Origin of the sequence: Comamonas testosteroni ATCC 11996, assembly GCF_000241525.1 — a bacterium.
Classification (GTDB): Bacteria; Pseudomonadota; Gammaproteobacteria; order Burkholderiales; family Burkholderiaceae_C; genus Comamonas; species Comamonas testosteroni.
In genome coordinates this window covers 50,242-73,343 of record NZ_AHIL01000004.1, presented here as the reverse complement: position 1 = coordinate 73,343, position 23,102 = coordinate 50,242, and the positions used below count along the sequence as shown (strand labels likewise).

Genomic DNA, 23,102 nt, shown 5'->3' with positions numbered 1-23,102 from the left:
AACAAGACCTGATCAAGGTCCGGCCGGACACTGTGGTGGCCGGGCCTTTCTTCAATCGCCTATCTTGGGCAGACGCCAGAAACGAAAAAGCCTCAGAGTATTTCTACTCTGAGGCTTAACGTTTGGTGCGGCTGGCAGGAATCGAACCCACGACCCCTTGGTTCGTAGCCAAGTACTCTATCCAGCTGAGCTACAGCCGCATTGGCGGAGAGGGTGGGATTCGAACCCACGGTACGTTTGCACGTACGCCTGATTTCGAGTCAGGTACATTCGACCACTCTGCCACCTCTCCTGTGTCGAAGCATCTATTGTAGCCTAAAAAATCAGGCCTTCAGCAAAGTTTTGCCACCCATGTACGAAACCAGTGCTTCGGGCACGGTGATCGAGCCATCGGCGTTCTGATAGTTCTCCAGCACGGCGACCAGCGTACGGCCCACGGCCAGGCCGGAACCGTTGAGCGTGTGCACCAGTTCGTTCTTGCCCTGCGCATTCTTGAAGCGGGCCTGCATGCGGCGCGCCTGGAAGGCTTCGCAGTTGGAGACCGAGCTGATTTCGCGGTAGGTGCCCTGTGCCGGCACCCAGACTTCCAGGTCGTAGGTCTTGGCAGCGCCAAAGCCCATGTCGCCGGTGCACAGGCTCATCACGCGGTACGGCAGGCCCAGCTTCTGCAGCACGGCTTCGGCGTGACCCGTCATCTCTTCCAGCGCTTCATAGCTCTTTTCGGGATGCACGATCTGCACCATCTCGACCTTGTCGAACTGGTGCTGACGGATCAGACCGCGCGTGTCGCGGCCGCCGGAGCCGGCTTCCGAGCGGAAGCAGGGGCTGTGTGCGGTCAGCTTGATGGGCAGGCGGTCTTCGGCCAGCACTTCGTCGCGCACCAGATTCGTCAGCGGCACTTCGGCCGTGGGAATCAGGTACAGAGCCGCGGTGTCGGGCAGGGGTTCGGCATCCTGGCCGCCCTTCTGGGCCGCAAACAGATCGCCTTCGAACTTGGGCAGCTGGCCCGTGCCCTTGAGCGAATCGCTGTTGACGATGTAAGGCACATAGCATTCGGTGTAGCCATGCTGCTCGGTCTGCAGATCCAGCATGAACTGGGCCAGCGCACGGTGCAGGCGCGCGATCTGGCCCTGCATCACGGTAAAGCGGGCACCGGAGAGCTTGACGCCGGCTTCGAAGTCCAGGCCGATGGGCGCGCCCAGATCCACGTGATCCTTGATCTCGAAGTCGAAATTCCTCGGCGTGCCGAAGCGGCGCACTTCCACATTGCCTTCTTCGTCGGCACCCACGGGCACGGACTCATGAGGCAGATTGGGCACGGCCACCAGCATGGCCTGCAGCTCGGTCTGGATCTGGTCCAGGCGCGTGGCCGATTGTTCCAGCTCGGTCTTCATGGCGGCCACTTCGGCCTTGGCGGCTTCGGCGGCGTCCTTTTCGCCCTTGCCCATCAACATGCCGATCTGCTTGGACAGCTGGTTGCGCTTGGACTGCAGCTCCTCCGTGCGCGTCTGGATGGACTTGCGTTCGGATTCCAGCGCCTTGAAGGCTTCCACGTTCAGGAAGGCTTGGGGGTTCTTGCGGGTTTGCAGTCGGGCGACGACTGAATCCAGGTCTTTGCGGAGAAGTTGAATGTCGAGCATAGAGGGGGATTTTAGAGCGACTGGCCACACCCGGCCGATACCCGGGGGATGGCAGCAGTCAGCTATCAAAAGCAAAGCGCCTTGCGCAGGCTATTCATAGATTCTCAGATAAAAACCATCTGAAGTGTTTGAATAACATGCGCAAGACGCTATGAAGTTGCAAGCAATCAGCTTGCTGTGACTCAATGTCCGGTCTCGGGCGCCTTGCGCACTTCGATCTCCAGGCCCGTGGCCGCGTCGATCTTCAGACCCTTGGGCAGCGGGAACTTGATGGTTTCCTCGATACCGTCCATCTTGCGCACGGCGACTGCACCCAGTTGCCGGATGCGGGCGATGACCTCGTCGACCAGCACCTCGGGCGCCGAGGCACCGGCCGTCAGCCCCACGCGGGCCGCATCGGCAAACCACTCCTGCTTGAGCTCGAGCGCGTTGTCCACCATGTAGGCAGGCGTGCCCAGGCGATCGGCCAGCTCGCGCAGGCGGTTGCTGTTGGAGCTGGTCGGGCTGCCGACGACGATGACCAGATCCACCTGGGGTGCCAGCACCTTCACGGCGTCCTGGCGGTTCTGCGTGGCATAGCAGATGTCCTGCTGCTTGGGCTCGCGCACCTGCGGAAAACGCGCCTTGATGGCGGCCTTGATGCCTGCGGCGTCATCGACCGACAGCGTGGTCTGCGTCACCACGGCCAGCTTTTCGGTCTGGCGCGGCGCCACCTTGGCCACATCGCCCTCGTCCTCGACCAGGTGAATGCCTTCGGAGAGCTGGCCCATGGTGCCTTCGACCTCGGGATGGCCCTTGTGGCCGATCATGAGGAATTCGTAGCCTTCCTTGGCCAGCTTGGCGACTTCCACATGCACCTTGGTGACCAGCGGGCAGGTCGCATCGAAGATGGCAAAGCCGCGGCGCTCGGCCTCCTGCTGCACGGCCTTGGAGACGCCGTGGGCCGAGAAGATCAGCGTGGCGCCGGGCGGCACCTCGTCGAGCTCCTCGATGAAGATGGCTCCCTTGGCCTTGAGGTCGTTGACCACAAAGGTGTTGTGCACGATCTCGTGGCGCACATAGATGGGCGCACCGAACTTGGCCAGCGCCCGCTCCACGATCTCGATGGCGCGATCCACCCCGGCGCAAAAGCCGCGCGGTTCGGCCAGCAGGACTTCCTTGGCTCCCACCACCTCAGAGCACCCCGATCAGCTTCACTTCAAACGTCACGGGCTGGCCGGCCAGCGGGTGGTTGAAGTCGAACAGCACGGCGCCGTCCTCGCGCACCTGCACCACGGCGCCGGCGTAGCTGCCGCTGCCATCGGGCGTGGGGAACTGCACCACATCGCCTGCGGTGTATTGCTCATGCGGGTCGCCGAGCTCGTTCATGAGCTTGCGGGCCACCCACTGCATCATGTCGGGGTTGCGCTCACCAAAAGCCTCGCCTGCGGGCAGCTCGAAAGTGGTGTGCGTGCCCTCGGCCAGGCCGATCAGCTTGTCTTCCATGGCCGGCGACAGCTCGCCCGCGCCCAGCGACAGCGTCGCCGGCTTTTCGTTGAAGGTATTGATCACATCGCCCGCAGGGCCCGCCAGGCGGTAATGCAGCGTGAGAAAAGAGCCTGCCTGCACGACGGGCAGATCCGAAGGGGTTGCGCTTGTGGTCATGAAAGTCCCGATAAACTGGGCTGCATTGTAAGAGCGAGCCTATAACCTCTTCGCGGCTGCGTTGAGATGGCCGGCCCGTCCCTTCCCCACCTTGTGCAAGCGAGCACTGACACCCATGCCCATCAAAGACCTGCCCCTGGATGCCCAGCCGCGCGAAAAGCTCGCGCAGCGGGGTGCGGCGGCGCTCTCGGATGCCGAGTTGCTGGCCGTCATTTTGCGCACCGGCATGGCCGGCAAGACAGTGCTGCAGATGGCGCAGGAGCTGCTGGAGCTGCCCGGTGATGGCCAGGGAGCAGGCGGTCTGGCCGGACTGCTGGCCGCCGACTACCAGGCTTTGACAACCGTCAAAGGCCTGGGCCCTGCCAAGCGAGCCGAGCTGATGGCCGTGCTGGAGCTGGCCCGCCGTGCCACGGCACAGCAGCTGCGCGAGCGGGAAGTCTTTTCCTCCCCCGAAGCCGTCAAGCACTATCTGCAGCTGCATCTGGCAGCCAGGCCGCACGAGGTGTTTGCCGTGCTGTTTCTGGACAGCCAGAACCGCTTGCTGGCTCTTGAAGAAATGTTTCGCGGTACCTTGACGCAAACCTCCGTCTACCCTCGTGAAGTCGTGCTGCGCGCCCTGCACCATCAGGCCGGCGCGGTGATCCTCGCGCACAACCACCCCAGCGGCAACGTGCAGCCCAGCAGTGCCGACAGCGCGCTGACCGCCACTCTCAAGGCCGCTCTGGCCTTGATCGATGTACGCGTGCTCGACCACATCATCGTCGGGCCGGGCGCTGCCTGCTCCATGGCCGAGGAGGGTCTGCTATGAGCCACGCACACCGCTCGCTGCAGGATCTGGCCGGCATCTCCCGCCATCTCAAGCAAATGCGCGAACAGGCCGAAGCCCTGGCCCTCGCGCAGGCCGAGGCGCGTGCAGCGCGCGAGCGTGAACGCAATCTGTTTGCGCTCAGCGTCGGCAAGGTCACGCCGCTGCGCTCGCGCAACGAAGTCAGCTTTGTGGAGCCGGCCCCCTCGCCGCTGCCGCTGCAGATGGTGCTGGACGAACAGAACGTGCTGCGCGAAGCCATGAGCGATGAGTTCGATGTCAGCACCCTGCTGGACGTGGACGATCAGCTGAGCTTTCGCCGCCCCGGCATCGGTCTCGACGTGACGCGCAAGCTGCGTGGCGGCCACTGGAGCATTCAGCGCCAGCTGGACCTGCACGGCCTGCGCTCGGACGAAGCCCGCGAGGCGCTGGGCCAGTTCATCCGCCTGTCGCACCGCACGGGCGTGCGCTGCGTGCGCATCGTGCACGGCAAGGGCCTGGGATCGCCGGGCCGCACCCCCGTTCTCAAGGGCAAGGTTCAGCGCTGGCTGGTTCAGAAAAAAGAGGTTCTGGCCTTTGTCCAGGCCCGCCCGGCCGAAGGGGGCGCGGGCGCACTGGTGGTGCTGCTGCAGCCGGGCAAGCGCAAGCTGTTCTGAGCCCCATCCTTCCGACCTGATAGCTGCTCGCGCCTATCTCCATTGGGCTTGAGCCCAAAAGGCTTATCTCCCCTGCGGCACGGTGTTGAGCGGCAAGGGCAGCGGCCGCATATCGCGGCCGTAAATGCGGCGTATGCGCTCGGGCACCGTGGGGTGGGATTCCAGCCAGTCTTCGAGGCGGCTGGCATGGGGTGTTTCGGCCAGCAGCATGTGCTGCACGATGCGCTTGTCCAGCCCCTGGTGGCTGCGCGTGTCCTGCTGCCAGCTGCCGTACTGCTGCTCGGCCAGTTCGCGCTGCGTGAGCACCTTGCGCAGCACGCCGCCCAGCCCGTCCTTGCTGCGCGTCCACTGCACGGCGCGGGCATCTGCCAGATACTCGCGCTGGCGCGATACGGCGGCCTTGAGCAATTGGCCGCCGAGCCAGCCGACAAAGCCCGCAGCCTGGATGAAGAGGCCGAACCATTGCGTAAGGATGCTGTCGCGCTCGCGCAGGTTCTGGCCGAAGTTGTGAATCAGCTCCAGCCCATAGACCATGCCGGCCAGCTGCATGTTCAGCCGCGTGTCGCCCTCACGCAGATGGGACAGCTCATGCGCTACCAGACCCTGCATTTCCTCACGGCTGAGCTGGTCCAGCGCACCCTGGGTCACGGCAATGACGGCGTCTTGCGCATCCCAGCCCGCCGCAAAGGCATTGATGGCCTCGGTCCGCGCCAGCACCGCGACCTGGGGTGCAGGCCAGTGTGCCGCAATGCACATTTCATGAACGATATTGCACAGTTGCTGCTCGGCCAGCGAGCTGCCGGGTCTGGCCTCGCGTGCTCCTACGCGCTGGGCCAGTTGGCGCCCGCCGTGGCGCAGTTGGTCCAGCTCTATCCAGCAGCCGCCCAGCACCAGCAGCAAGGTCACGCCGATATTCACCGTCGCAAAGCCCGTGGGATAGTCCCAGCCGCCAAAGGCCAGAGTGCCCAGCCACCAGGCCAGCATCAGGCCCAGATGCACCGACGCCACCACGGCCAGCACACACAGGCCGAACACCAGCAGCAACCAGCGCGTGCTGCGCCTGGCTTCGCGCTGTCGCTCCCAGAAACGCATGCGCTCAGAACCTGACCTGGGGGACGGCTCGTTCCTGCTCGCTCTGGGTCGAAGCCAGCATGTCCATATGCACAAAACCCACCAGCCGCGCCACGATCAGATCCGGAAACTGTCCGGCCTGGTTGTTGAATTCCAGCACCTCGTCGTTATAGGACTGACGCGCAAAACCGATGCGATTCTCGGTGCTGGTGATCTCTTCGCTGAGCTGCTGCATGCGGCCATCGGCCTTGAGCGTGGGATAGGCCTCGGCCAACGCCATCAGACGGCCTACCTGACCACCCAGCACCTGCTCCGCAGCCATGAGTGCCCCCATGGCCTGCGCCTTGCCCGGCGACTGACGCGCCTTGTCGGCAGCGCTGACGGCCTCGCCGCGTGCGCGAATCACGGCCTCCAGCGTCTGGGCCTCATGCTGCATATAGCCGCGTGCAACCTCCACCAGATTGGGAATCAGGTCATGACGGCGCTTGAGCTGCACATCGATCTGCGCAAATGCGTTCTCCACCTGGTTCTTGTGCGTGCGCAAGCGGTTGTAGAGGGCAATTGCCCAGATCACGATCACCACCACCACTGCCAGCGCGATATATGCCGTCATACCCTCTCCCTGAAAATTTTCTCGCATCATAGCCAGTCCCAGAAAAAAGCCGCCGTGGCCTTTGGAGCCACGGCGGCAGTCATTGCGGCAACGCCGCCTACTTGGACAGATCTAGCTGGTATTTGCTCATGCCCTTGCCCGAGCCGTCATCGGCCGCAAGCACCGACACGCCCGACAAACCCGCAGCCTGGGCCACGCTCAAGGCGTTGGTGCCGGAGCTGAACACCACCGGGCCGGCCGTCGTCACCTTGGCAAAGCGCCAGCTCTTGGCTGCGCCATTGGCCGCCCTGGTGATCTGCGGGTTCTTGCGCACATACTCGATCACCACATCGCGGTTCGCATCGGGCGATGCCCAGATGGCCGACGAGCCGTCGAGCTTGGGGATGAAGCTGGCACCGCTGGTGGCACGGTAGTTGTTGGTGGCGATCACGAACTCCTGCGCCGTATCAATGGGCTTGCCCAGATAGCTCAGGTTCTTGATGCGGCTGCCCAGCGGCTGGGTCACATCGATCTCGTACTGCACATCGGCCGTGGTGAACATATCGAAGTTATAGCCCGGGAAGCTGCTGATCAACGGCTGCTCGGTCGTCTTGTTCACATCGATCTGGTTGAAGCGCTTGGCGGCAGCCTCCAGCCAGCTCTTGATGTCGGCACCATTGACCTTCACCGCGTACACGGTGTTGGGGTAGAGATACAGGTCAGCCGCGTTGTAGATGGCGAGCGAGCCGGCGGCCACGTCGGTGAAGTCCTTGCCACCCTGGAATCCGGATTTGAACGGCGCACTCACCGACAGCACGGGCAGGCTGGCGTACTGCGGCAGATTGGCCTTGATATAGCTGGCCACATAGGCCTGCTGGGCCTGGTTGACGACCTGGATCGCGCCGGGGTCGCCTACATCGGCAAACAGCGTGCTCATGCGGAAGTCAGTGCTGCCAATGGGCGTCTTCACGTAGCTGATGGCTGCCTGATGCTGTGTCTCGATCAGCGGAGCAACGGCCGGGTCGGCATCCACAAACACCGTGGCACCTGCGGCATCCTTTTTCTGGATGTTGCGCAGCTCGCTCTTGCTGCCGGTCTTGGCCACGCTCCACTTCTTGCCGTCCCATTGCAGCGGCAGCTGGATCACGCCCAGCGCCTTGCCCCAGGAACTGGCCATGACCGCAGGCACGCCGTTGATGGTGCCGGCAGCATTGTCCACGCCGCTTTGGCTATAGGCTGGCTTGGCCGACAGATCGGGGAACACGCTGTGCTGGTGACCCATGACCATGGCATCGATGCCCGCCACCTTGGACAGATACAGGCCGGGGTTTTCCATGGTGGCCGAATAGGCCGATCCGTCCAGACCGCCATGCAGCAGCGCCACCACCACATCGGCGCCCTTGGCGCGCAACTCTGGCACGTATTTGCCGGCAGCCTCTACCGCGCCCTCGGTGTAGACCTTGCCTTCCAGATAGCGCTTGTCCCAGTTCATGATGCCCGGTGTGGTGAAGCCGATCACGCCGATCTTGATGGGCAGCTTGACTTCCTTGCCATCGCTGCCCTTGGCCACCATGGTGCGCTCCAGCACGGCATAGGGCTGCACCAGCGGCTTCTTGGTCTTGCTGCTGTAGACGTTGGCCAGTACGGCCGGATAGCCGTTGCCCGCGCATTTCTGACTGGCATCCACGCCATCCACATCCAGGCCTCCGCCCAGCACCTGGTTGAGAAAGGGCAGGCCGTAGTTGAATTCGTGATTGCCCAGCGTGCCCGCGTCAAAGCTCAATGCGCCCATGGCCTTGTACATGGACAGCTGCTGCGTGCAGGGTATGGGCTTTACCTCGGCCTCGTAGTCGGCCAGTGCCGTGCCCTGGATGGTGTCGCCGTTGTCCACCAGCAGCGTGTTGGCAAATTCCTTGCGAGCCGCACGGATCAGCGTGGCCGTGCGCTCGAAGCCATAGGTCTTGTCTTCGGCCAGCTTGAAGTAATCATAGCTGCGCACATTGAAGTGCAGATCCGTGGTCTCCAGAACGGCCAGCGTCGCCGTGGCAGGCTGCGCGCTGACAGGCGCTGTGCTGCTGTCGTCGCTGCCGCCGCAGGCAGCCAGCAATGCTGCACAGCCCACCGCCGTCAGCACATGACGGCGTTGCTGCAATGCCGAGAAGAAACCGCCTGAGCGCAGCTTTGCGCCAGGCAAATCGAAATCCTGCATGGTTGACCCTGCTTGTTGAAAAACAGGCAGTGTCTACAGAGCTTTTTACAGCGTCATGAAGGAAATTTGACGCTTTGAAACTGGACTCAGGAACTCAGGCGCCGCGATTGCGCATCCAGTCCGCCGTGTTCATGAAGCTGGCCTTCAGGCGCGTGCGCAAGGCCTCGGGTACTTCGGTCTCGCCCATTGCCTGATCCATGCAGGCCACCCACTGGTCGCGCTCCTGAATGCCGATGGAAAACGACATATGGCGCATGCGCAGACGCGGATGGCCGAAACGATCCTGGTAATAGTCGGGGCCGCCCAGCCAGCCGCAGAGAAACCAGAACAGCTTCTGGCGCGCATCGGCCAGCGTGCTGCCATGGGCGGCACGCAGCTCCTTGTAGCCAGGCTCCAGATCCATGAGGTCATAGAAACGGTCAACCAGTTGCTGGACTTTGTCTTCGCCACCTATCCATTCGTAGGGGGTGTCAAACGGGGGCTTTTCTTCAATCTGCATGTGTAGCGGCTTTGCGAGTCAGTCCCGATTGTCGGACATGCGGCATGTCCGTACCCGAGCGCAGGAATGCGAAAACGCCAACGGCCGTCAGCACCGTCACGCCGGCCAGCACATCGAGCAAGCTGGAAAAAGCCAGGCCATAGGCCCTGATCAGCTCTGCGGCTGATGCGCCTTGCATCAGCGCCAGCGCTCCCTGCATATTGCCGGTGACCAGCATCTGGGCCACGGCCGAGCCATGCTGCATGGACGGCCAGATGGCCGTCAGCTCCCGCGCCAGCAGCGCTGCCAGCGCCGCCCCGACTACGGCCAGCGCAATGCCTTCGCCCGCCACACGCACGGTGCTGAAGATGCCCGTGGCCATTCCGGCACGCTCGCGCGGGACCACCGTCACGGCCAGCCCGTCCATCAGCCCCCAGGGCAGTCCTATGCCCAGACCGATCAGCAGCAGCGGTGCGGCCATCTGCGCCAGGTCCGAGCCGGGCGCGCAGCGGCCCAGCCACAGCAAGCCCATGGAGCAGACCAGCAGTCCCGCCCCACAGAGCAAGGCTGCCGACAGCCAGCGCGAGAGCCAGCCCGCCAGCAACGGCACGCACAGCATGGGCAGCGACAGCACGAACATGCGCTGCCCGGCCTCGAGCGGTGCCAGGCCTTCCACGCCGATGAAGCGCAGCGGCAGCAGCACCAGCAGCACCACAAAGGCATAGGCAGGTGCTGCAGCCAGCAGCTGTACGCCGACAAAGCGCGGATAGCGGAACAGCGACAGATCCAGCATGGGATGGGAGCTGCGTCGCTCGATCTGCACGAAGGCCGCTGCCGCCAGCAGGGCTGCCGCCAGGGGCAGCCATGTGCGGCCATGCAACCAGCCCGTTTCAGGGACTTGCAGCATGCCCCAGGTCAACAGAGCCAGCGCCAGCGTGAACGACAGCGCACCCGGCAGGTCCAGCCGCTGTGCCTGCGGATTGCGCGATTCCGGCATATGGCGCAGGCCCAGCAGCAGCGCAGCGAATGCCGCGGCGGCTGCGCTGAGCACCACGCTGCGCCAGCCCCAGCTCTGCAGCAACCAGCCCGACAGCAATGGCCCGAAGGCCAGCCCAACACCAAAGGAGGTGCCCACGAAACTGAAGGCCCGGGTACGCCTGGCACCATCGTAGGCCTGGGCCAGGCCTGCTGTGCCTGCCGCCAATGCAGCAGCTGCACCCAGCCCCTGCAACGCCCGCAGCAGATCGAAGCCGATGATGGCCCCCTTGCCTTGCAGGCAGACCTGCAGCAGCACGCTGCCAACCACGACGCCCAGCCCCGCGAGAAATACACGCCGCCGCCCGTAGATGTCGGCCAGTGCTCCTGCCGCCATCAGCGTGGCACCGAAGCTCAGCATGAAGGCATTGGTGACCCAGTTCAGCGCCAGAGGGCCGCCGCCCAGCGCATCGCGCAGCGCCGGCAGCGCCACGGCCGGCCCGGTAAAGCTCAGCGGCATGGCCAGAGCGGCCAGGCAGACCGACAGCAGCACCCAGGCAGGCGATGCGCGGCGGGCACCAACAGGAAGATCCGCCTGCGGGCGGGATGGGGAAGTGGAGCAGGACATGGAGGGCTGGCGTCGTGAATCAATCAGACATGAACGATAAAAGCGCTCCAATGAAACGAAAATAGCTTCAGCACTCCCCATAATCCCAACCAAAGGTTGCCAATCACCATGGACAGCTTCAGCGGACTTGAGTCCTTTGTACGTGCCGCCGATCTCCTGAGCTTTGCCGAGGCCGGCCGCGCTCTCGGCATCTCGGCCTCGGCCGTGGGCAAGAACGTGGCGCGCCTGGAGCAGCAGCTCGGCCTGCGCCTGTTTCATCGCACTACACGCCAGGTGCGTCTGACACAGGAAGGCACGCTGTTTCACGAGCGCTGCCGACGCATCCTTGACGAGCTGCATGATGCGCGCGCTGCCATGCAGGCCGCCGCCCAAGCGCCGCGCGGCCGGCTGCGCGTGAGCCTGCCCACCATCGGCTACCGTTTTCTGCTACCCGTGCTGCCCGAATTCCAGGCCCGCTATCCCGAAGTGGAGCTGGATCTGGACTTCAACGACCATCTGGTCGATGTCGTCGAGGCCGGCCTTGATGTGGTCATCCGCAGCGGCGAGCTGGCCGACTCGCGGCTGGTGGCGCGCCGACTCGGACCGTTTCGCTTCATTCTGGCGGCCTCACCGGCCTATCTGGCCGAGCGCGGCGTGCCGCTGACGCCGGCCGACCTTGCCGGACACACCAGCCTGCGCTATCGCTTTCTGAACAGCGGCAAGCTCGAGGAGTGGACGCTGCCCGGGCTGCCGGCCATGCCCATCGCCCTGGTCTGCAACAACATGGAAGCCATGCTGGGCGCAGCCGTCTCAGGCCTGGGCCTGGCCTACATGCCCGACTTCCTGGCCCGCGACGCACTGGCGCGTGGCGAACTCCAGCAGGTCCTGGCGCAGCAGCTCACGCATAGCGGGCAATTCTCCGCACTCTGGCCCTCCAGCCGCCAGCTCTCGCCCAAGGTCCGGGCCTTTGTGGATTTTGCGAGCGAGCGGCTGTTCAAGGGCTAGCCTTATTCCGCAGCCTGGCGCAGCGTGATCATCACCGGGCGGCTGACCACCTCGCGCAACGCCCACCAGCCGGCCAGCCAGGCCAGCAATGCACCCGCCAGCGCGCCCACCAGCGGCACCCACCAGAGCACATTCCATTCGAAATCGAACACCCAGCGCGCCAGCGCCCAGCCCACGGCCAGGGCCACGCAGCTGGCCAGAAAGCCGGCCATCAGGCCCACTCCGGCCAGCTCGGCACTTTGCACCTGCTGCAGCAGGCCCGATCTGGCTCCCACGGCGCGCATGATGGCGTATTCGCGTGCTCTTTCCTCACGCGTGCCGGTGACGGAGGCAAACAGCACCACCAGTCCCGCCACCAGTGTGAAGCCGAACAGGAACTCCACGGCGCGTATGACCTGGTCCATCACCTGTTGCACCTGGGCCAGCGTGCTGCTCAGGTCAACATTGGTGATGTTGGGAAATTCATTGACCAGCGCATTGTCAAAGCCCTTGATGTCGGGTGCGCGATAGGCCGCCAGGTAGGTCACGGCCACGTTGTCCAGATGCTGCACGGGGTAGATCACAAAGAAGTTGGCACGCATGGAACTCCAGTCCACCTTGCGCAGGCTAGTGATGCGGGCCTCGCTCTCCTCGCCGCCGATATCGAAGCGCAGCGTGTCGCCCAGCTTCAGGCCAAGGGTCTTGGCAATGCCTTCCTCCATGCTGATCGCGCCCTGCTCGCCCGTCTGCCAGCGGCCGCCCACGATCTGGTTGTGATCCGGCATGGTTTCGGCAGTGGAGATATTGAACTCCCGGTCCACCAGGCGCTTGGCGCGGTCTTCCTCATAGTCATCGGGGCTGACGGCCTTGCCGTTGACGGCGATCAGCCGGCCGCGAATCATGGGATACCAGTCATAGCTGTGCACGCCGGCCTTCTTCAGCGCGGCCTGAAAGTCCTGCGCCTGATCGGGCTGGACATTGATGACAAAGCGATCGGGCGCATTGGCCGGCGTGGCCTTGCGCCAGCTGGCAATCAGATCGGTGCGCAGCAGCACCAGCAGCACCAGAGCCAGCAGCCCCACGGCCAGCGAGCTGACCTGTACCACGGCATACACGGGTTTGGCCGATACCTGGCGCGTGGCCATGACCAGCCAGCGCGGCGCCGTGCTCTCATTGACCACCTGCCGCAGCAGCTTGACGGCCAGCCAGGCCAGGCCCGCAAACAGCAGCACGGCCACGGCAAAGCCGCCCACGGCAATCAGGCCCAGCTTGATGTCGCGGCTGGCGACCATCAACAAGGCCGCAAAACCCGTAACGCCCACACCCAGCACCAGCCACGATGCTGGCTTGAGCGCCCCCAGGTCGCGCCGCATCACGCGCAGCGGCGGCACCTGCGCCAGTTGCAGCACGGGCGGCAGGCCAAAAGCCAGCAACAGAGTCAGCCCCATGCCCATGCCGAACAATGCGGGCCACAGGCTGGCCGCAGGCAGGGCGGACTCGACCAGTCCGGCCAGCAGCCAGACAAACACATGGTGCACGGCCCAGCCCAGCAACACGCCGGCCGCGCTGGCAGCCAGGGCAATGCTCACGAACTCCACGACATAGGCCAGGGCAATGCGGCGCTGACTCTGGCCGAGCACGCGCAGCATGGCCGACGCATCGAGATGACTGTTGGCAAAGGCGCGCGCGGCCAGTGCCACGGCCACGGCCGAGAGCAGTGCCGAGAGCAGGGCCACCAGACTCAGGAACTTCTCGGCCCTGTCCAGGGTCTGGCGCATTTCGGGGCGTCCGCTTTCCAGCGATTCCACACGCACGCCATGCAGGCTCTTGGCCAGCTCCTGCGCCCAGCCCAGATAGTCCTGTGCAGCCCGCTGCGCGCCGCGCCCGGCGTCTGCCTGCGCCGCCACGGCCAGGCGATAGGTGATGCGGCTGGCCGGCTGCACCAGGCGCGTGGCGGGCAGGTCGGCGCTGTTGATCATCACGCGCGGGGCAAAGCTCATGAAGCCCGCACCACGATCGGGCTCGATGGCAATGATGTGCGAGATATGAAAGCTTGCATCGCCCAGCAGCAGTCGGTCGCCGAGCTTCAGACCCAGCGCCTCCAGCAGCGGCGCATCGACCCAGGCATGGCCGTTTTCAGGAATCGCGCGCACCTCCAGATCCGGTTGCCCCGGCCCCTGGTTCAGATGCAGCACGCCGCGCAACGGGTAGCCGGGGTCCACACTTTTGAGCGCCACCAGGCGGCTGGCTCCGCCCTGCTCCTGGGCGGCCCGCGCCATGGTGGGAAAGCTGGCCGTGGCCACGGTCTGCAGTCCCTGCTGCTGTGCCTGCTGCACGAAAACCGCGGGGGCGGGATTGTCGCTGACCACCACCACATCGCCGCCCAGCAGTTGACGGGCGTCGCGCTGAAGGCCGGCCTGCAGGCGGTCGGCAAAAAAGCCCACCGAGCTCAGTGCAGCCACGGCCAGCAGCACGGCCACGATGATCAGGCGCAGCTCGCCAGCGCGCAGATCGCGCCAGAGATTGCGCAGTCCCAGAATCCAGACAGATGATGCTTGCATGGTCTGCACGATAGCGCAGCGGCCTGGCGCCATGCCAGAACTGCATGGCAATGTCCTGCTTGAGCGGGACGATAATCGATGCCTTCAGACGGAGACCAGAACGTGGAAGTGATCTTGGTGGTGGCCCTGGGGGCTGCGGTGGCAGGCTTTGTGCAGGGGCTGTCGGGCTTTGCCTTTGGCATGGTGGCCATGTCGTTCTGGGCCTGGGTGCTGGAGCCCCAACTGGCCGCCGTGCTCTCGGTGTTTGGCTCGCTGACGGGCCAGATCATTGCGGCCTTCACCGTACGGCGCGAATTTCACTGGAAGTCGCTGCTGCCCTTCATCGCGGGCGGACTGGTCGGCATTCCCATGGGCGTGGCCGTGATGCCGCATCTCAATATGGACTGGTTCAAGCTGGGCCTGGGCTGCCTGCTGGTGCTGTGGTGCCCCACCATGCTGCTGAGCGCCCATCTGCCCCGGCTGACGCTGGGCGGCGGCCTGCTGGCCCGCTGCAGCGATGCGCTTGCAGGGCTCATCGGCGGCGCCATGGGCGGGCTGGGCGGCTTCAGCGGCACCGTGCCCACGCTGTGGTGCACGCTGCGTGGCTTTGAGCGCCATATGCAGCGCACGGTGATCCAGAACTTCAACCTCTCGGTGCTGGCCGTCACCATGGCCAGCTATCTGGCAACCGGCCTGGTCAAGCCCGCCATGTGGCCGTCGTTTGCCGTGGTGCTGCCCGCCGTGCTGGTGCCCGTGATCTTCGGCACCCGCGTCTACAAGGGCGTGAGCGATGCGCGCTTTCGCCAGATCGTGCTGAGCCTGCTGACCTGCTCTGGCATCGCCATGCTGGCGGCGTCCGTGCCGCGGCTGTTCCTGGCGCCCTAACGTAAAACTGCCTACGGCAAGGCTGATCGCAAGCCACTACCATCTGCGGCATGAATGCCGCGCCTACCGCCCCCACACCTGAACTGACCGCCTTTTCCCACGCCATACCCAAGATGGAGTTGCACTGTCACCTGCTGGGCACGGTCAGAAAAAATACTTTCATCGAACTGGTGCAGCGCGCCAAGGCACCGCTGACTGCCGAAGAAATCGAGGCTTTCTACACGCGCGGCGAAAAGCCCGTGGGCGTGCTGCGCGTGCTGCGCGCACTCGACGAGTGGCTGCTGCAGACGCCGGCCGATCTGGAGCGCATTACCTATGAATATCTGCAGGATGCCGCCGCCCACCATGTGCGCTATGCCGAATTCTTCTGGAACCCCACGGGCACGGTTCAATGCTCGGGCATGAGCTATGCCGTCGCCCAGCAAGCCATTCTGGCCGGCGCCGCAGCTGCGCAAAAGGATTGCGGCATACGTGGCCGCCTGGTGCCGTCCATTGACCGCGAAGCCCCAGCCGAGGCCGCCGTGCAGATGGTGCAATGGATGCTGGACAACCGCCATGAAGATGTGCCCGGCATCGGCATCGACTACCGCGAAAACGAGCGCCCGCCCGAGTTGTTTGTCGAAGCCTATGCGCTGGCGCGTCGCAACGGCCTCAAGACCACGGCCCATGCCAGCGAGTTCGGCCTGCCCTGGAACAATCTGCAGACCGCCATCGAGACGCTCAAGGTGGATCGTGTCGATCATGGCTACACCGTCATCGACAACCCGGAGCTGGCCCGGCGCTGCGCAGATCTGGGCATTGTGTTCACCGTGGTGCCGACCAACTCCTACTATCTGCGCACGCTGGCACCCGAGCGCTGGGCGCTGGATCACCCGATCCGAAAAATGCCTTCCATGGGCATTCGCATCCACCCCAACACCGACGACCCCACGCTGCACCATGTGGACCCCACAGGAGCCTGGACCAAGATGGTCTGCGACTTTGGTTTTTCAAAGGCCGATCTCAGGGACTTCATGCTCAACGGCATCGATGCGGCCTGGATAGACGAGAGCGAAAGGCGCAGCCTGCGCCAGCAGTGGAGCGACGAGTTCGATACATTGAGCAGCACACACCACTTCTAATCAAATATCGCTGCAGTGCTTGTCCATCAAGCGCTTCAGCTATCAAAATCAATTCAGGCAGGCAGGCAAAACACCCGCCTCCTCTCTTACCGACCATCTGCACCATGCCGTCAGACAAGCCAGCCAGCCTTGAAGAGATTCAGGCGTCGATTGCCAAACTCAGAGTCACCGAGCAGCAGCTCGAAGCCACGGCGCAGAAGTACGAAAACAAGATGCAGAGTTCGAGGAAATGGAACTATCTTGCCGTAGCCATGGCCGTGGTGGTCTGCGCCGTCGCCTGGATCAACCATGCCTCGCCCTGGCTGCGCTGGGGTGTGCTGCCCGTGGTGCTCTTCATGGTGCTGTTCTTTGAAGGCATGCGCCGCCTGCTGGGCGTGACCATGCAAAGCAGCATGCGCCAGCTCAAGACCCAGATCCGCACACTGGAAACCAGGATGGCCGAGGTACAAGCCACAGCGAAAGATCAGCCATGACTGCCGCCAAACCCGTTCGCGTTCTCATGGTCTGCACCGGAAATATCTGCCGTAGTCCCACTGCCCATGGCGTGCTGGAAAAAATGGTGGCGGATGCGGGTCTGCAGCATCTGGTGCAGGTGGACTCCGCCGGCACGCACGGCTATCACGTTGGCGAGCCCCCCGATGCCCGCAGCCAGCAGCATGCACGACGCCGGGGCTATGACCTCAGCGAGCAGCGTGCGCGGCAGCTGACAAAGCAGGATTTTGACGCTTTCGATCTGGTGCTGGTGATGGACAGCGCCAACGAAGTCGCTGCGCGCCGCATCGCCACGCCCGCCCAGCAGCAGCGCATGAAGCGGCTGACCGACTACTGCCAGCGCTTTGACGAGCCCGAAGTACCCGACCCCTACTATGGCGGCGACAGCGGCTTCGAGCATGTGCTCGATCTGGTGGAAGATGCCTGCCGGAATCTGCTGCAAGCCATCGCCCAGAATCGCCAGACCTGAACGGAGCGCTCCATGGATTTGCCGAAATTTCGTCTCAGCCCCAATGCCTATGCGCTGGATCTGTTTGTGGCCGAAAGCGGTATCTGCTCCTGCTGCGGCCAAGCGCGTGAGCTCAAGTACAACAGCTCGTTTTACAGCCGCGAAGAGCCGGACTATCTGTGTCCCTGGTGCATTGCCGACGGCAGCGCAGCCCAGCGCTACAAGGGTGAATTCAACGACTATCTGGGCATTGAGGGTGTAAGCAGCGACCCCGCCGAGCCTGACAGCATCGTCATGGATCGCGTGCTGCTGCTGGAAGTCTGCGACCGCACTCCCAGCTATAACAGTTGGCAGCAGGAACAATGGCTGGTGCATTGCAACCAGCCCTGTGCCTTTGTCGGCTATACCGATTACGCCGAAATCCAAACCCTTCAGGCCGAGCTTCAAGGCGATATCGCCGGCATGCCCGAGCGTTATCTGCAGGCCATCAGCAAGACCGGCGATCCCGTGGGTGGCTATCTGTTTCGCTGTATGGAGTGCGGCACACACCGGCTGCACACCGATTGCACCTGAATCATGAGCGCGGACACCGTGCAGGTGGAGTGCAGCCACCATATCGACGCCAGCGAAGCTGATGCCGAAGGCTTTTACGAGTACTACTACGAGTACGACATCTACCGCTTTACGCTGGGCGGCCTGAGCCTTGTAGTGCGCAGCTATAGCGATACCTGCGAGCAAGCCAGCGTGCTGCGACTGGAAGAAGCTGGCAAGTCACGCCCGCTGCAGCCTAAGGATCTGAAAAACCCTCTTCTCCAACAGGCGCGGGAGCATCTCCAAAGCCTGGGCAAGCAGGAGCTGCGCTGGTTCAACCCCAGGCACGCGCGTTACGACCCGCTTTGAGCAAGCCGCTGAAGCGCTCGGGCTGCGATGCCCCCACCGCCAGCTCATGACGGCCGCAGACACCCGGCACCTTGGCGTGCGGGAAATACCAGGCCATGAAGATGCACATTCACCATTTCGTGTGCCCATGGCCTGCCGGAAATAGCTGATCCATACAGGCCTGCAGGCACACATCTATGCAGAAGTCGGTGTAGTCACCCACCTCGCAAGGCTGGCCCGGCACCACGGCAGACTGTGGCAGCGGCGCCCATGCCGACTACCTGGTGCCGCCGCGCGCGAGCCTTCGGAGGCAGGCAACGTGATGGATGCGGTCGATCTTCCTGGTGCTCATTCCTTGGCGGTGTCGAGCACGCCGCGGTTGATCTGGTCGCGTTCCATGGACTCGAACAGCGCCTTGAAATTGCCCTCGCCGAAGCCTTCGCGGTAGTTGCCCTTGCGCTCGATGAACTCGAAGAACACGGGACCCAACAGCGGCTCGGAGAAGATCTGCAACAGCAGGCGTGGCTGGCCGCCTTCGGTGGTGCCATCCAGCAAGATGCCACGCGACTGCAACTCGCCCACGGCCTGGCCGTGGCCGGGGAGGCGCTTGGCGAGGTTCTCGTAATAGATGTCGTTGGGCGCGGTCAGCAGCGGAATGCCAGCCATCTGCAGGCTGTCGATGGCCGTGGGCAGGTCTTCGCACAGCAGTGCGATGTGCTGTATGCCCTCGCCGTTGAACTTCATCAGGAATTCCTCGATCTGGCCACCGCCCTGCTTGGCCTCCTCGTTCAGAGGAATGCGGATCAGGCCGTCAGGCGCAGTCATGGCCTTGGAGGTCAGGCCCGTGTACTCGCCCTGGATGTCGAAGTAGCGAATTTCCTGGAAGTTGAACAGTTTGTTGTAGAAGTCGGCCCAGTAGGCCATGCGGCCACGGTAGACGTTGTGCGTGAGGTGATCGACGACCTGGAAACCGTGGCCCTTGGGATTGCGGTCCACACCGGGCAGAAACTCGAAGTCGATGTCGTAGATGGACTTGCCGTCTTCGTAGCGGTCGATCAGGTACAGCGGCGCACCACCGATGCCCTTGATGGCGGGCAGGCGCAGCTCCATGGGGCCGGTGGGAATGTCCACGGGCTGCGCGCCCAGCTCCAGTGCGCGCTTGTAGGCCTTGTGCGCATCCTTGACACGGAAGGCGAGGCCACAGGCACTGGGACCGTGCTCGGCCGTGAAATAGGCTGCCTGGCTCTTGGGCTCGCGATTGATGATGAAATTGATGCCACCCTGGCGATACAGCACCACGTCCTTGGAGCGATGCTTGGCCACCAGCGTGAAGCCCAGCTTCTCGAACAGAGGCTCCAGCACACCGTCGGCAGGCGAGGCGAACTCGACGAATTCAAAGCCGCACAGGCCCATGGGGTTTTCGAACAAATCGGTCATGACGAGGTTTCCTGCAAAAAAATGAAATGGATACGACTTACGCAAATCAGGCTCAGGCAAGACGCCTACCCCATGGGCATGCCTCTTATGCACCCTTGTTTGCGTAAGTCCTGATGGATGATGGCGCGATCAGACTGCTTTATCCAGTGCCTGGACTTCGATCTCAACGCCAACGCCAAAAACCAGCTGTGCCTGCACCAGGCTGCGCACCGGGTAACTGCCTTCCTTGAAATAGCTGGCGTAGACCTTGTTGAAGGCATCGAAATGAGCCAGGTCGCTGAGCCAGATATTGGCCTTCACCACGTCGTCCAGCGAGCTGCCCACTGCCTCCAGCCGCGCCGCGATGGCCTTGAGCACGGCATGTGTCTGCTCTTCGATGGGGCCGGTAAGCGGGCGCTTGTCCTCGCCGAAGGGGATCTGCCCCGACAGCATCAGAAAGCCGCCTGCACGGACTGCAGAAGAGAAGGGCATGCCGCCGGGCGCGGGATAGAAGGTTGCAGTGGAGTTCATCGAAGTGCTCTCAAGGTTCAGGGGTTACAACAGGCTGGCGCAAAGGTCTGCGCAAGCCCTCATTCACACGACTTGCGCAAATCAGGTTCGAACAAGAGCTTTTCCTCAAAAAAACAGTCCTGCCGCATCCTTGTTTGCGTAAGCCCTCATTCAATCAAACCGCAGTCTGCACCAGCCGAACGGGCTGGCGAAAAACCATGCGGTACATGGCATAGACCGCCAGCACCCACACCGGAATGGCATAGGCAGAGGCACGTACTCCGGGCGTGAGCAGCATCACGACCACCACCAGCACCATGGCCACCAGACAGATGTAGTTGGTCAGCGGGAACAGCGGTGCCTTGAAGCTGCGCGGCGTGCCCTTGGCGTCATGTAGCTTGCGGTAGTTCAGGTGCGAAATGATGATGATGGTCCAGATGATCACCAACGCCGCCGTGATCAACGAGATCAGCAGCTCGATCACGCCGGCAGGCGCCACATAGTTCAGCACCACGCAGAAGGCAGTGACGATGCCGGGGTAGACGATGGCCTTCACGGGCACACCGCGTTTGTTGACTTCACCCAGCGACTTGGGGGCGTTGCCTTCCTGGGCCATGCCATACAGCAGACGGCTGGAGCTGTAGACCATGCTGTTGTAGACCGACAGCGTAGCGGTGAGGATCACGAAATTCAGCATATGCGCGGCCAGGTGCTCGCCCATGCCCGAGAACACCAGTACAAAGGGACTGCTGCTGTAGGTGCCGCCACCAGCCTTGAGCTGGGCCACCAGATCAGTCCAGGGCGTCAGCGACAGCAGCACGGCCATCGAGCCCACATAGAACAGCAGCACGCGCACCATGAGCTGGTTGATCGCCTTGGGGATGACCTTGCGCGGCTCTTCGGTTTCTGCAGCGGCAAAGCCCAGCATTTCCACGCCGCCGAAGGCGAACATGATGAAGGCAAAGGCCATGAACAGACCCTTGAAGCCGTTCGGCAGGAAACCGCCTTGCGTCCACAGGTTGCTGATCGTCTGCGTGGGGTTGTGCGTGGTGGACAGCAGGTAGATGCCGGTGGCGATCATCGCCACCACGGCCACGATCTTGATCAGCGCGAACCAGAACTCAAACTCGCCATAGGCCTTGACGTTGATGAAGTTCACGCCGTTGATAAGCACAAAGCAAACGGCGGCCGTCACCCAGACCGGGATATCGGGCCACCAGAACTGGATGAACTTGCCCACGGCGGTCAGCTCCAGCATGCCCACCAGCACATAGAGGGCCACGCAGTTCCAGCCCGACAGGAAACCGGCAAAGCGCCCCACGTAGCGGTTGGCGAAATAGCTGAACGAACCGGCAGAGGGCTCCTCGACCAGCATCTCGCCCAAGAAACGCATGATGAAGAAGATCAGCAGGCCGCCGATGGTATAGCCCAGCAACACGCCAGGGCCGGCCAGCTCGATGATGCCGGCCGAGCCCAGAAACAGCCCGGTGCCTATGGTGCCGCCCAGCGCAATCAGCTGGATATGGCGGTTCTTGAGCTTGCGCTCCAGATGCCCGTTGGAGGAAGGGGTATGCATGGTTTGTCTCCTGTTATCTATATCTACCTATGCGGATCCGAAAGGCGCTTACTGCTCGGCCCGGCCACGCCACATATCCCATGCCAGCGTGAGTCCCACGCCGACGTCGCGCAGCGGGCGCGGCGGGATGTAGTTGGCAGTGCCCTCGACGAGGAAGTCGTCGATCAGCGGGTTCTTGCGGCCCAGCGCCAGGTCGGCGATCAGCATGCCGGCAGCGGTGTGGCGCACGATGCCCGAGCCGTTGCAGCAGGACGCTGCCCAGGCGTTGTCGCCAATCCGGCCAAAGGCGGGCGCATGGTTGTGCGAGACCGCCAGCCAGCCCATCCAGAAATGCTCGAGCTCGATGGCCCCGAGTTGTGGAAAGCGGCGGCGCAGCAGCGCCTGGTTCATGGCCCTGGCCTTAGCGCGTCGCCCGTCAGTGGTGCGCAAGCTGGGTGAATACTCGAACCCCTGGCGGATCATCAGCCGCCGGTCGTGCGTCAGGCGTACCGTGGAACCCGCCACACCATGCGCGGGCGTCACACCCCAGGCGGCATCCGTTCCCAGCTGGGCGATCTGGGCATCGCTGAGCGGGTGAGTGAGGCTGGCGAACAGCAGAATCGGTACCTGGCGCTCCTGGTAGACGCCGAATGACTGCGAGAACGCATTGACGGCCAGAATGGCCTTGCGCGCACGGATGCTGCCCTGAGCCGTGCGGACAAAGGGAGCCGCGCCTTCGAGCTTCGCCTCGATGACCGGCGAGTTCTCGAACAGCTGCACCTGGGACGGCAGGCTGTCGGCCAGACCACGCACCAGCGCCGCTGGATTCATGAGGCGCGTGCCCGGCGTGTAGACGGCTGCCGCGTAGTAATCGGAGCCTATGCGCTGGCGCAGCGCATCACGGTCCAGATATTCATGGGACTCCTGCCAGGCATCCAGATTGCGTGCATAGGGCTTGAGCGACTTCTGCGCCACCTCCTCCGTCACTGCCACGTGGTAGCGGCCGCGCTTTTGCCAGCCACAGGAGATGCTGTGCTCAGTCACTGCCCGCTCCAGCGCATCCACCGCAAAGCGGTTGACGCGGATCACGCGGCGGCCCGCCTCCACGGCGGCGTCCGATGGCGCCGAGCTGTGCGGCAGATCGATCGCGAAGCCCGAGTTGCGGCCCGAGGCATTCTCCCCCACCACGCCCGCATCCACCACGGCGATGGAAGCATCAGGTTGCTGTTGTGCCAGCTGGCGTGCTGCCGCCAGCCCCGCATAGCCGGCGCCCACGATGACCCAGTCCACCGCCACATCGCCCTGCAGCGGCGCCTTCGACTGACGAGTTCCCAGCAGCGCGCTCCATCCATTGGTGCGGTCGTCGGCGGGAAGGCGGTAAACAGAGCGTGGCATGGCGGTTTCCAATAAGAGCCCTCGGAAGCTGACTCGCTCTCCAAGGTCGCTGATGAACAACAATGGAGGCGGAGTCTAAAACATAAAACATTAAACGTTTAATCTTTATTCCTCATGGATTACCCGAGGGTGAAATTACCCAAACAGGCCCATCCAGCCATCAGTGCCGGAGCGTGTAGCATCTGGTGTGGTGCGTCATC

General features: G+C 63.4%; 23 protein-coding genes and 2 tRNA genes. 9 read left to right on the top strand and 16 right to left on the bottom strand.

What is annotated here, in order from left to right:
• Positions 1-123: 123 nt before the first annotated feature.
• From CTATCC11996_RS02775 to CTATCC11996_RS02755, 5 genes are all read right to left on the bottom strand, one after another.
• Positions 124-200: transfer RNA gene (locus tag CTATCC11996_RS02775), tRNA-Arg, on the bottom strand.
• Between the two features lie 2 nt (positions 201-202).
• A tRNA-Ser gene (locus CTATCC11996_RS02770) sits at positions 203-292 on the bottom strand.
• A gap of 31 nt (positions 293-323) precedes the next feature.
• Positions 324-1,640, bottom strand: coding sequence for a serine--tRNA ligase (gene serS, locus CTATCC11996_RS02765; protein WP_003072786.1), 1,317 nt, complete (start codon positions 1,638-1,640; stop codon positions 324-326).
• Between the two features lie 182 nt (positions 1,641-1,822).
• The gene (gene ispH, locus CTATCC11996_RS02760) at positions 1,823-2,812 is read right to left on the bottom strand and encodes a 4-hydroxy-3-methylbut-2-enyl diphosphate reductase (RefSeq protein WP_003072784.1); all 990 of its coding nucleotides are present in this window, start codon (positions 2,810-2,812) and stop codon (positions 1,823-1,825) included.
• 1 nt (position 2,813) lies between these two features.
• Entirely contained in the window at positions 2,814-3,284 is a 471-nt protein-coding gene (locus tag CTATCC11996_RS02755) for an FKBP-type peptidyl-prolyl cis-trans isomerase (protein ID WP_003052041.1), read from the bottom strand.
• Positions 3,285-3,399: 115 nt separating this feature from the next.
• Between CTATCC11996_RS02755 and radC the strand changes: the two genes are divergently transcribed.
• Positions 3,400-4,092 carry a RadC family protein gene (gene radC, locus CTATCC11996_RS02750; protein ID WP_003072780.1) on the top strand — a complete coding sequence of 231 codons (693 nt, stop codon included), beginning with the start codon at positions 3,400-3,402 and terminating at the stop codon, positions 4,090-4,092.
• A complete protein-coding gene (locus CTATCC11996_RS02745) occupies positions 4,089-4,745 on the top strand; it encodes a Smr/MutS family protein (RefSeq protein ID WP_003072778.1) in 657 nt (218 codons plus the stop codon). The genes radC and CTATCC11996_RS02745 overlap by 4 nt, the downstream gene beginning before the upstream one ends.
• A 63-nt stretch (positions 4,746-4,808) precedes the next feature.
• On the opposite strand, the gene CTATCC11996_RS02740 is transcribed toward CTATCC11996_RS02745, so the two are convergent.
• The 5 genes from CTATCC11996_RS02740 to CTATCC11996_RS02720 all read right to left on the bottom strand — a co-directional run bounded on the left by CTATCC11996_RS02740 (position 4,809) and on the right by CTATCC11996_RS02720 (position 10,590).
• A complete protein-coding gene (locus tag CTATCC11996_RS02740) occupies positions 4,809-5,837 on the bottom strand; it encodes a M48 family metalloprotease (RefSeq protein ID WP_003072776.1) in 1,029 nt (342 codons plus the stop codon).
• Positions 5,838-5,841: 4 nt separating this feature from the next.
• Positions 5,842-6,429 (bottom strand): LemA family protein, encoded by a 588-nt coding sequence (locus tag CTATCC11996_RS02735; protein WP_003072774.1) that lies wholly within the window; start codon positions 6,427-6,429, stop codon positions 5,842-5,844.
• A gap of 97 nt (positions 6,430-6,526) precedes the next feature.
• Complete coding sequence (locus CTATCC11996_RS02730) at positions 6,527-8,617, bottom strand: bifunctional 2',3'-cyclic-nucleotide 2'-phosphodiesterase/3'-nucleotidase (protein WP_003072771.1); 2,091 nt, start codon at positions 8,615-8,617, stop codon at positions 6,527-6,529.
• A gap of 94 nt (positions 8,618-8,711) precedes the next feature.
• Positions 8,712-9,116 (bottom strand): group II truncated hemoglobin, encoded by a 405-nt coding sequence (locus CTATCC11996_RS02725; RefSeq protein WP_003072770.1) that lies wholly within the window; start codon positions 9,114-9,116, stop codon positions 8,712-8,714.
• Positions 9,106-10,590 carry an MFS transporter gene (locus CTATCC11996_RS02720; RefSeq protein WP_034348114.1) on the bottom strand — a complete coding sequence of 495 codons (1,485 nt, stop codon included), beginning with the start codon at positions 10,588-10,590 and terminating at the stop codon, positions 9,106-9,108. Before CTATCC11996_RS02720 ends, CTATCC11996_RS02725 begins: the two co-directional genes overlap by 11 nt.
• A gap of 216 nt (positions 10,591-10,806) precedes the next feature.
• Here CTATCC11996_RS02720 and CTATCC11996_RS02715 point away from each other — a divergent pair, with 216 nt between their 5' ends.
• Positions 10,807-11,682: a LysR family transcriptional regulator gene (locus CTATCC11996_RS02715; protein WP_003072766.1), complete on the top strand. Its 876-nt coding sequence runs from the start codon at positions 10,807-10,809 to the stop codon at positions 11,680-11,682.
• Positions 11,683-11,684: 2 nt separating this feature from the next.
• Here the strand turns inward: CTATCC11996_RS02715 and CTATCC11996_RS02710 are convergent, their stop codons facing one another.
• Positions 11,685-14,255 (bottom strand): ABC transporter permease, encoded by a 2,571-nt coding sequence (locus CTATCC11996_RS02710; protein ID WP_003072764.1) that lies wholly within the window; start codon positions 14,253-14,255, stop codon positions 11,685-11,687.
• A gap of 45 nt (positions 14,256-14,300) precedes the next feature.
• Between CTATCC11996_RS02710 and CTATCC11996_RS02705 the strand changes: the two genes are divergently transcribed.
• From CTATCC11996_RS02705 to CTATCC11996_RS02680, 6 genes are all read left to right on the top strand, one after another.
• Complete coding sequence (locus CTATCC11996_RS02705) at positions 14,301-15,086, top strand: sulfite exporter TauE/SafE family protein (RefSeq protein ID WP_034348090.1); 786 nt, start codon at positions 14,301-14,303, stop codon at positions 15,084-15,086.
• Positions 15,087-15,136: 50 nt separating this feature from the next.
• Positions 15,137-16,207: an adenosine deaminase family protein gene (locus CTATCC11996_RS02700; RefSeq protein ID WP_003072760.1), complete on the top strand. Its 1,071-nt coding sequence runs from the start codon at positions 15,137-15,139 to the stop codon at positions 16,205-16,207.
• 104 nt (positions 16,208-16,311) lie between these two features.
• Positions 16,312-16,680, top strand: coding sequence for a hypothetical protein (locus CTATCC11996_RS02695; RefSeq protein ID WP_003072759.1), 369 nt, complete (start codon positions 16,312-16,314; stop codon positions 16,678-16,680).
• A complete protein-coding gene (locus CTATCC11996_RS02690) occupies positions 16,677-17,168 on the top strand; it encodes a low molecular weight protein-tyrosine-phosphatase (RefSeq protein WP_003072758.1) in 492 nt (163 codons plus the stop codon). The genes CTATCC11996_RS02695 and CTATCC11996_RS02690 overlap by 4 nt, the downstream gene beginning before the upstream one ends.
• A gap of 12 nt (positions 17,169-17,180) precedes the next feature.
• A complete protein-coding gene (locus tag CTATCC11996_RS02685) occupies positions 17,181-17,720 on the top strand; it encodes a CbrC family protein (RefSeq protein ID WP_003072757.1) in 540 nt (179 codons plus the stop codon).
• A gap of 3 nt (positions 17,721-17,723) precedes the next feature.
• On the top strand, positions 17,724-18,047 hold the full coding sequence (locus CTATCC11996_RS02680; RefSeq protein WP_003072756.1) for a hypothetical protein: 324 nt from the start codon (positions 17,724-17,726) through the stop codon (positions 18,045-18,047).
• Here the strand turns inward: CTATCC11996_RS02680 and CTATCC11996_RS26440 are convergent.
• The 5 genes from CTATCC11996_RS26440 to CTATCC11996_RS02660 form a co-directional block, all read right to left on the bottom strand.
• Positions 18,013-18,144: a hypothetical protein gene (locus CTATCC11996_RS26440; RefSeq protein ID WP_255413114.1), complete on the bottom strand. Its 132-nt coding sequence runs from the start codon at positions 18,142-18,144 to the stop codon at positions 18,013-18,015. The two genes, CTATCC11996_RS02680 and CTATCC11996_RS26440, sit on opposite strands and share 35 nt — an antisense overlap.
• Positions 18,145-18,374: 230 nt before the next feature.
• Complete coding sequence (hppD, locus tag CTATCC11996_RS02675) at positions 18,375-19,463, bottom strand: 4-hydroxyphenylpyruvate dioxygenase (RefSeq protein ID WP_003072755.1); 1,089 nt, start codon at positions 19,461-19,463, stop codon at positions 18,375-18,377.
• A gap of 129 nt (positions 19,464-19,592) precedes the next feature.
• Complete coding sequence (locus CTATCC11996_RS02670; RefSeq protein WP_003072751.1) at positions 19,593-19,973, bottom strand: RidA family protein; 381 nt, start codon at positions 19,971-19,973, stop codon at positions 19,593-19,595.
• A 154-nt stretch (positions 19,974-20,127) separates the two neighbouring features.
• Complete coding sequence (locus tag CTATCC11996_RS02665; protein ID WP_003072750.1) at positions 20,128-21,528, bottom strand: amino acid permease; 1,401 nt, start codon at positions 21,526-21,528, stop codon at positions 20,128-20,130.
• Positions 21,529-21,576: 48 nt separating this feature from the next.
• Entirely contained in the window at positions 21,577-22,902 is a 1,326-nt protein-coding gene (locus CTATCC11996_RS02660) for an NAD(P)/FAD-dependent oxidoreductase (protein ID WP_003072748.1), read from the bottom strand.
• Positions 22,903-23,102 lie beyond the last annotated feature (200 nt).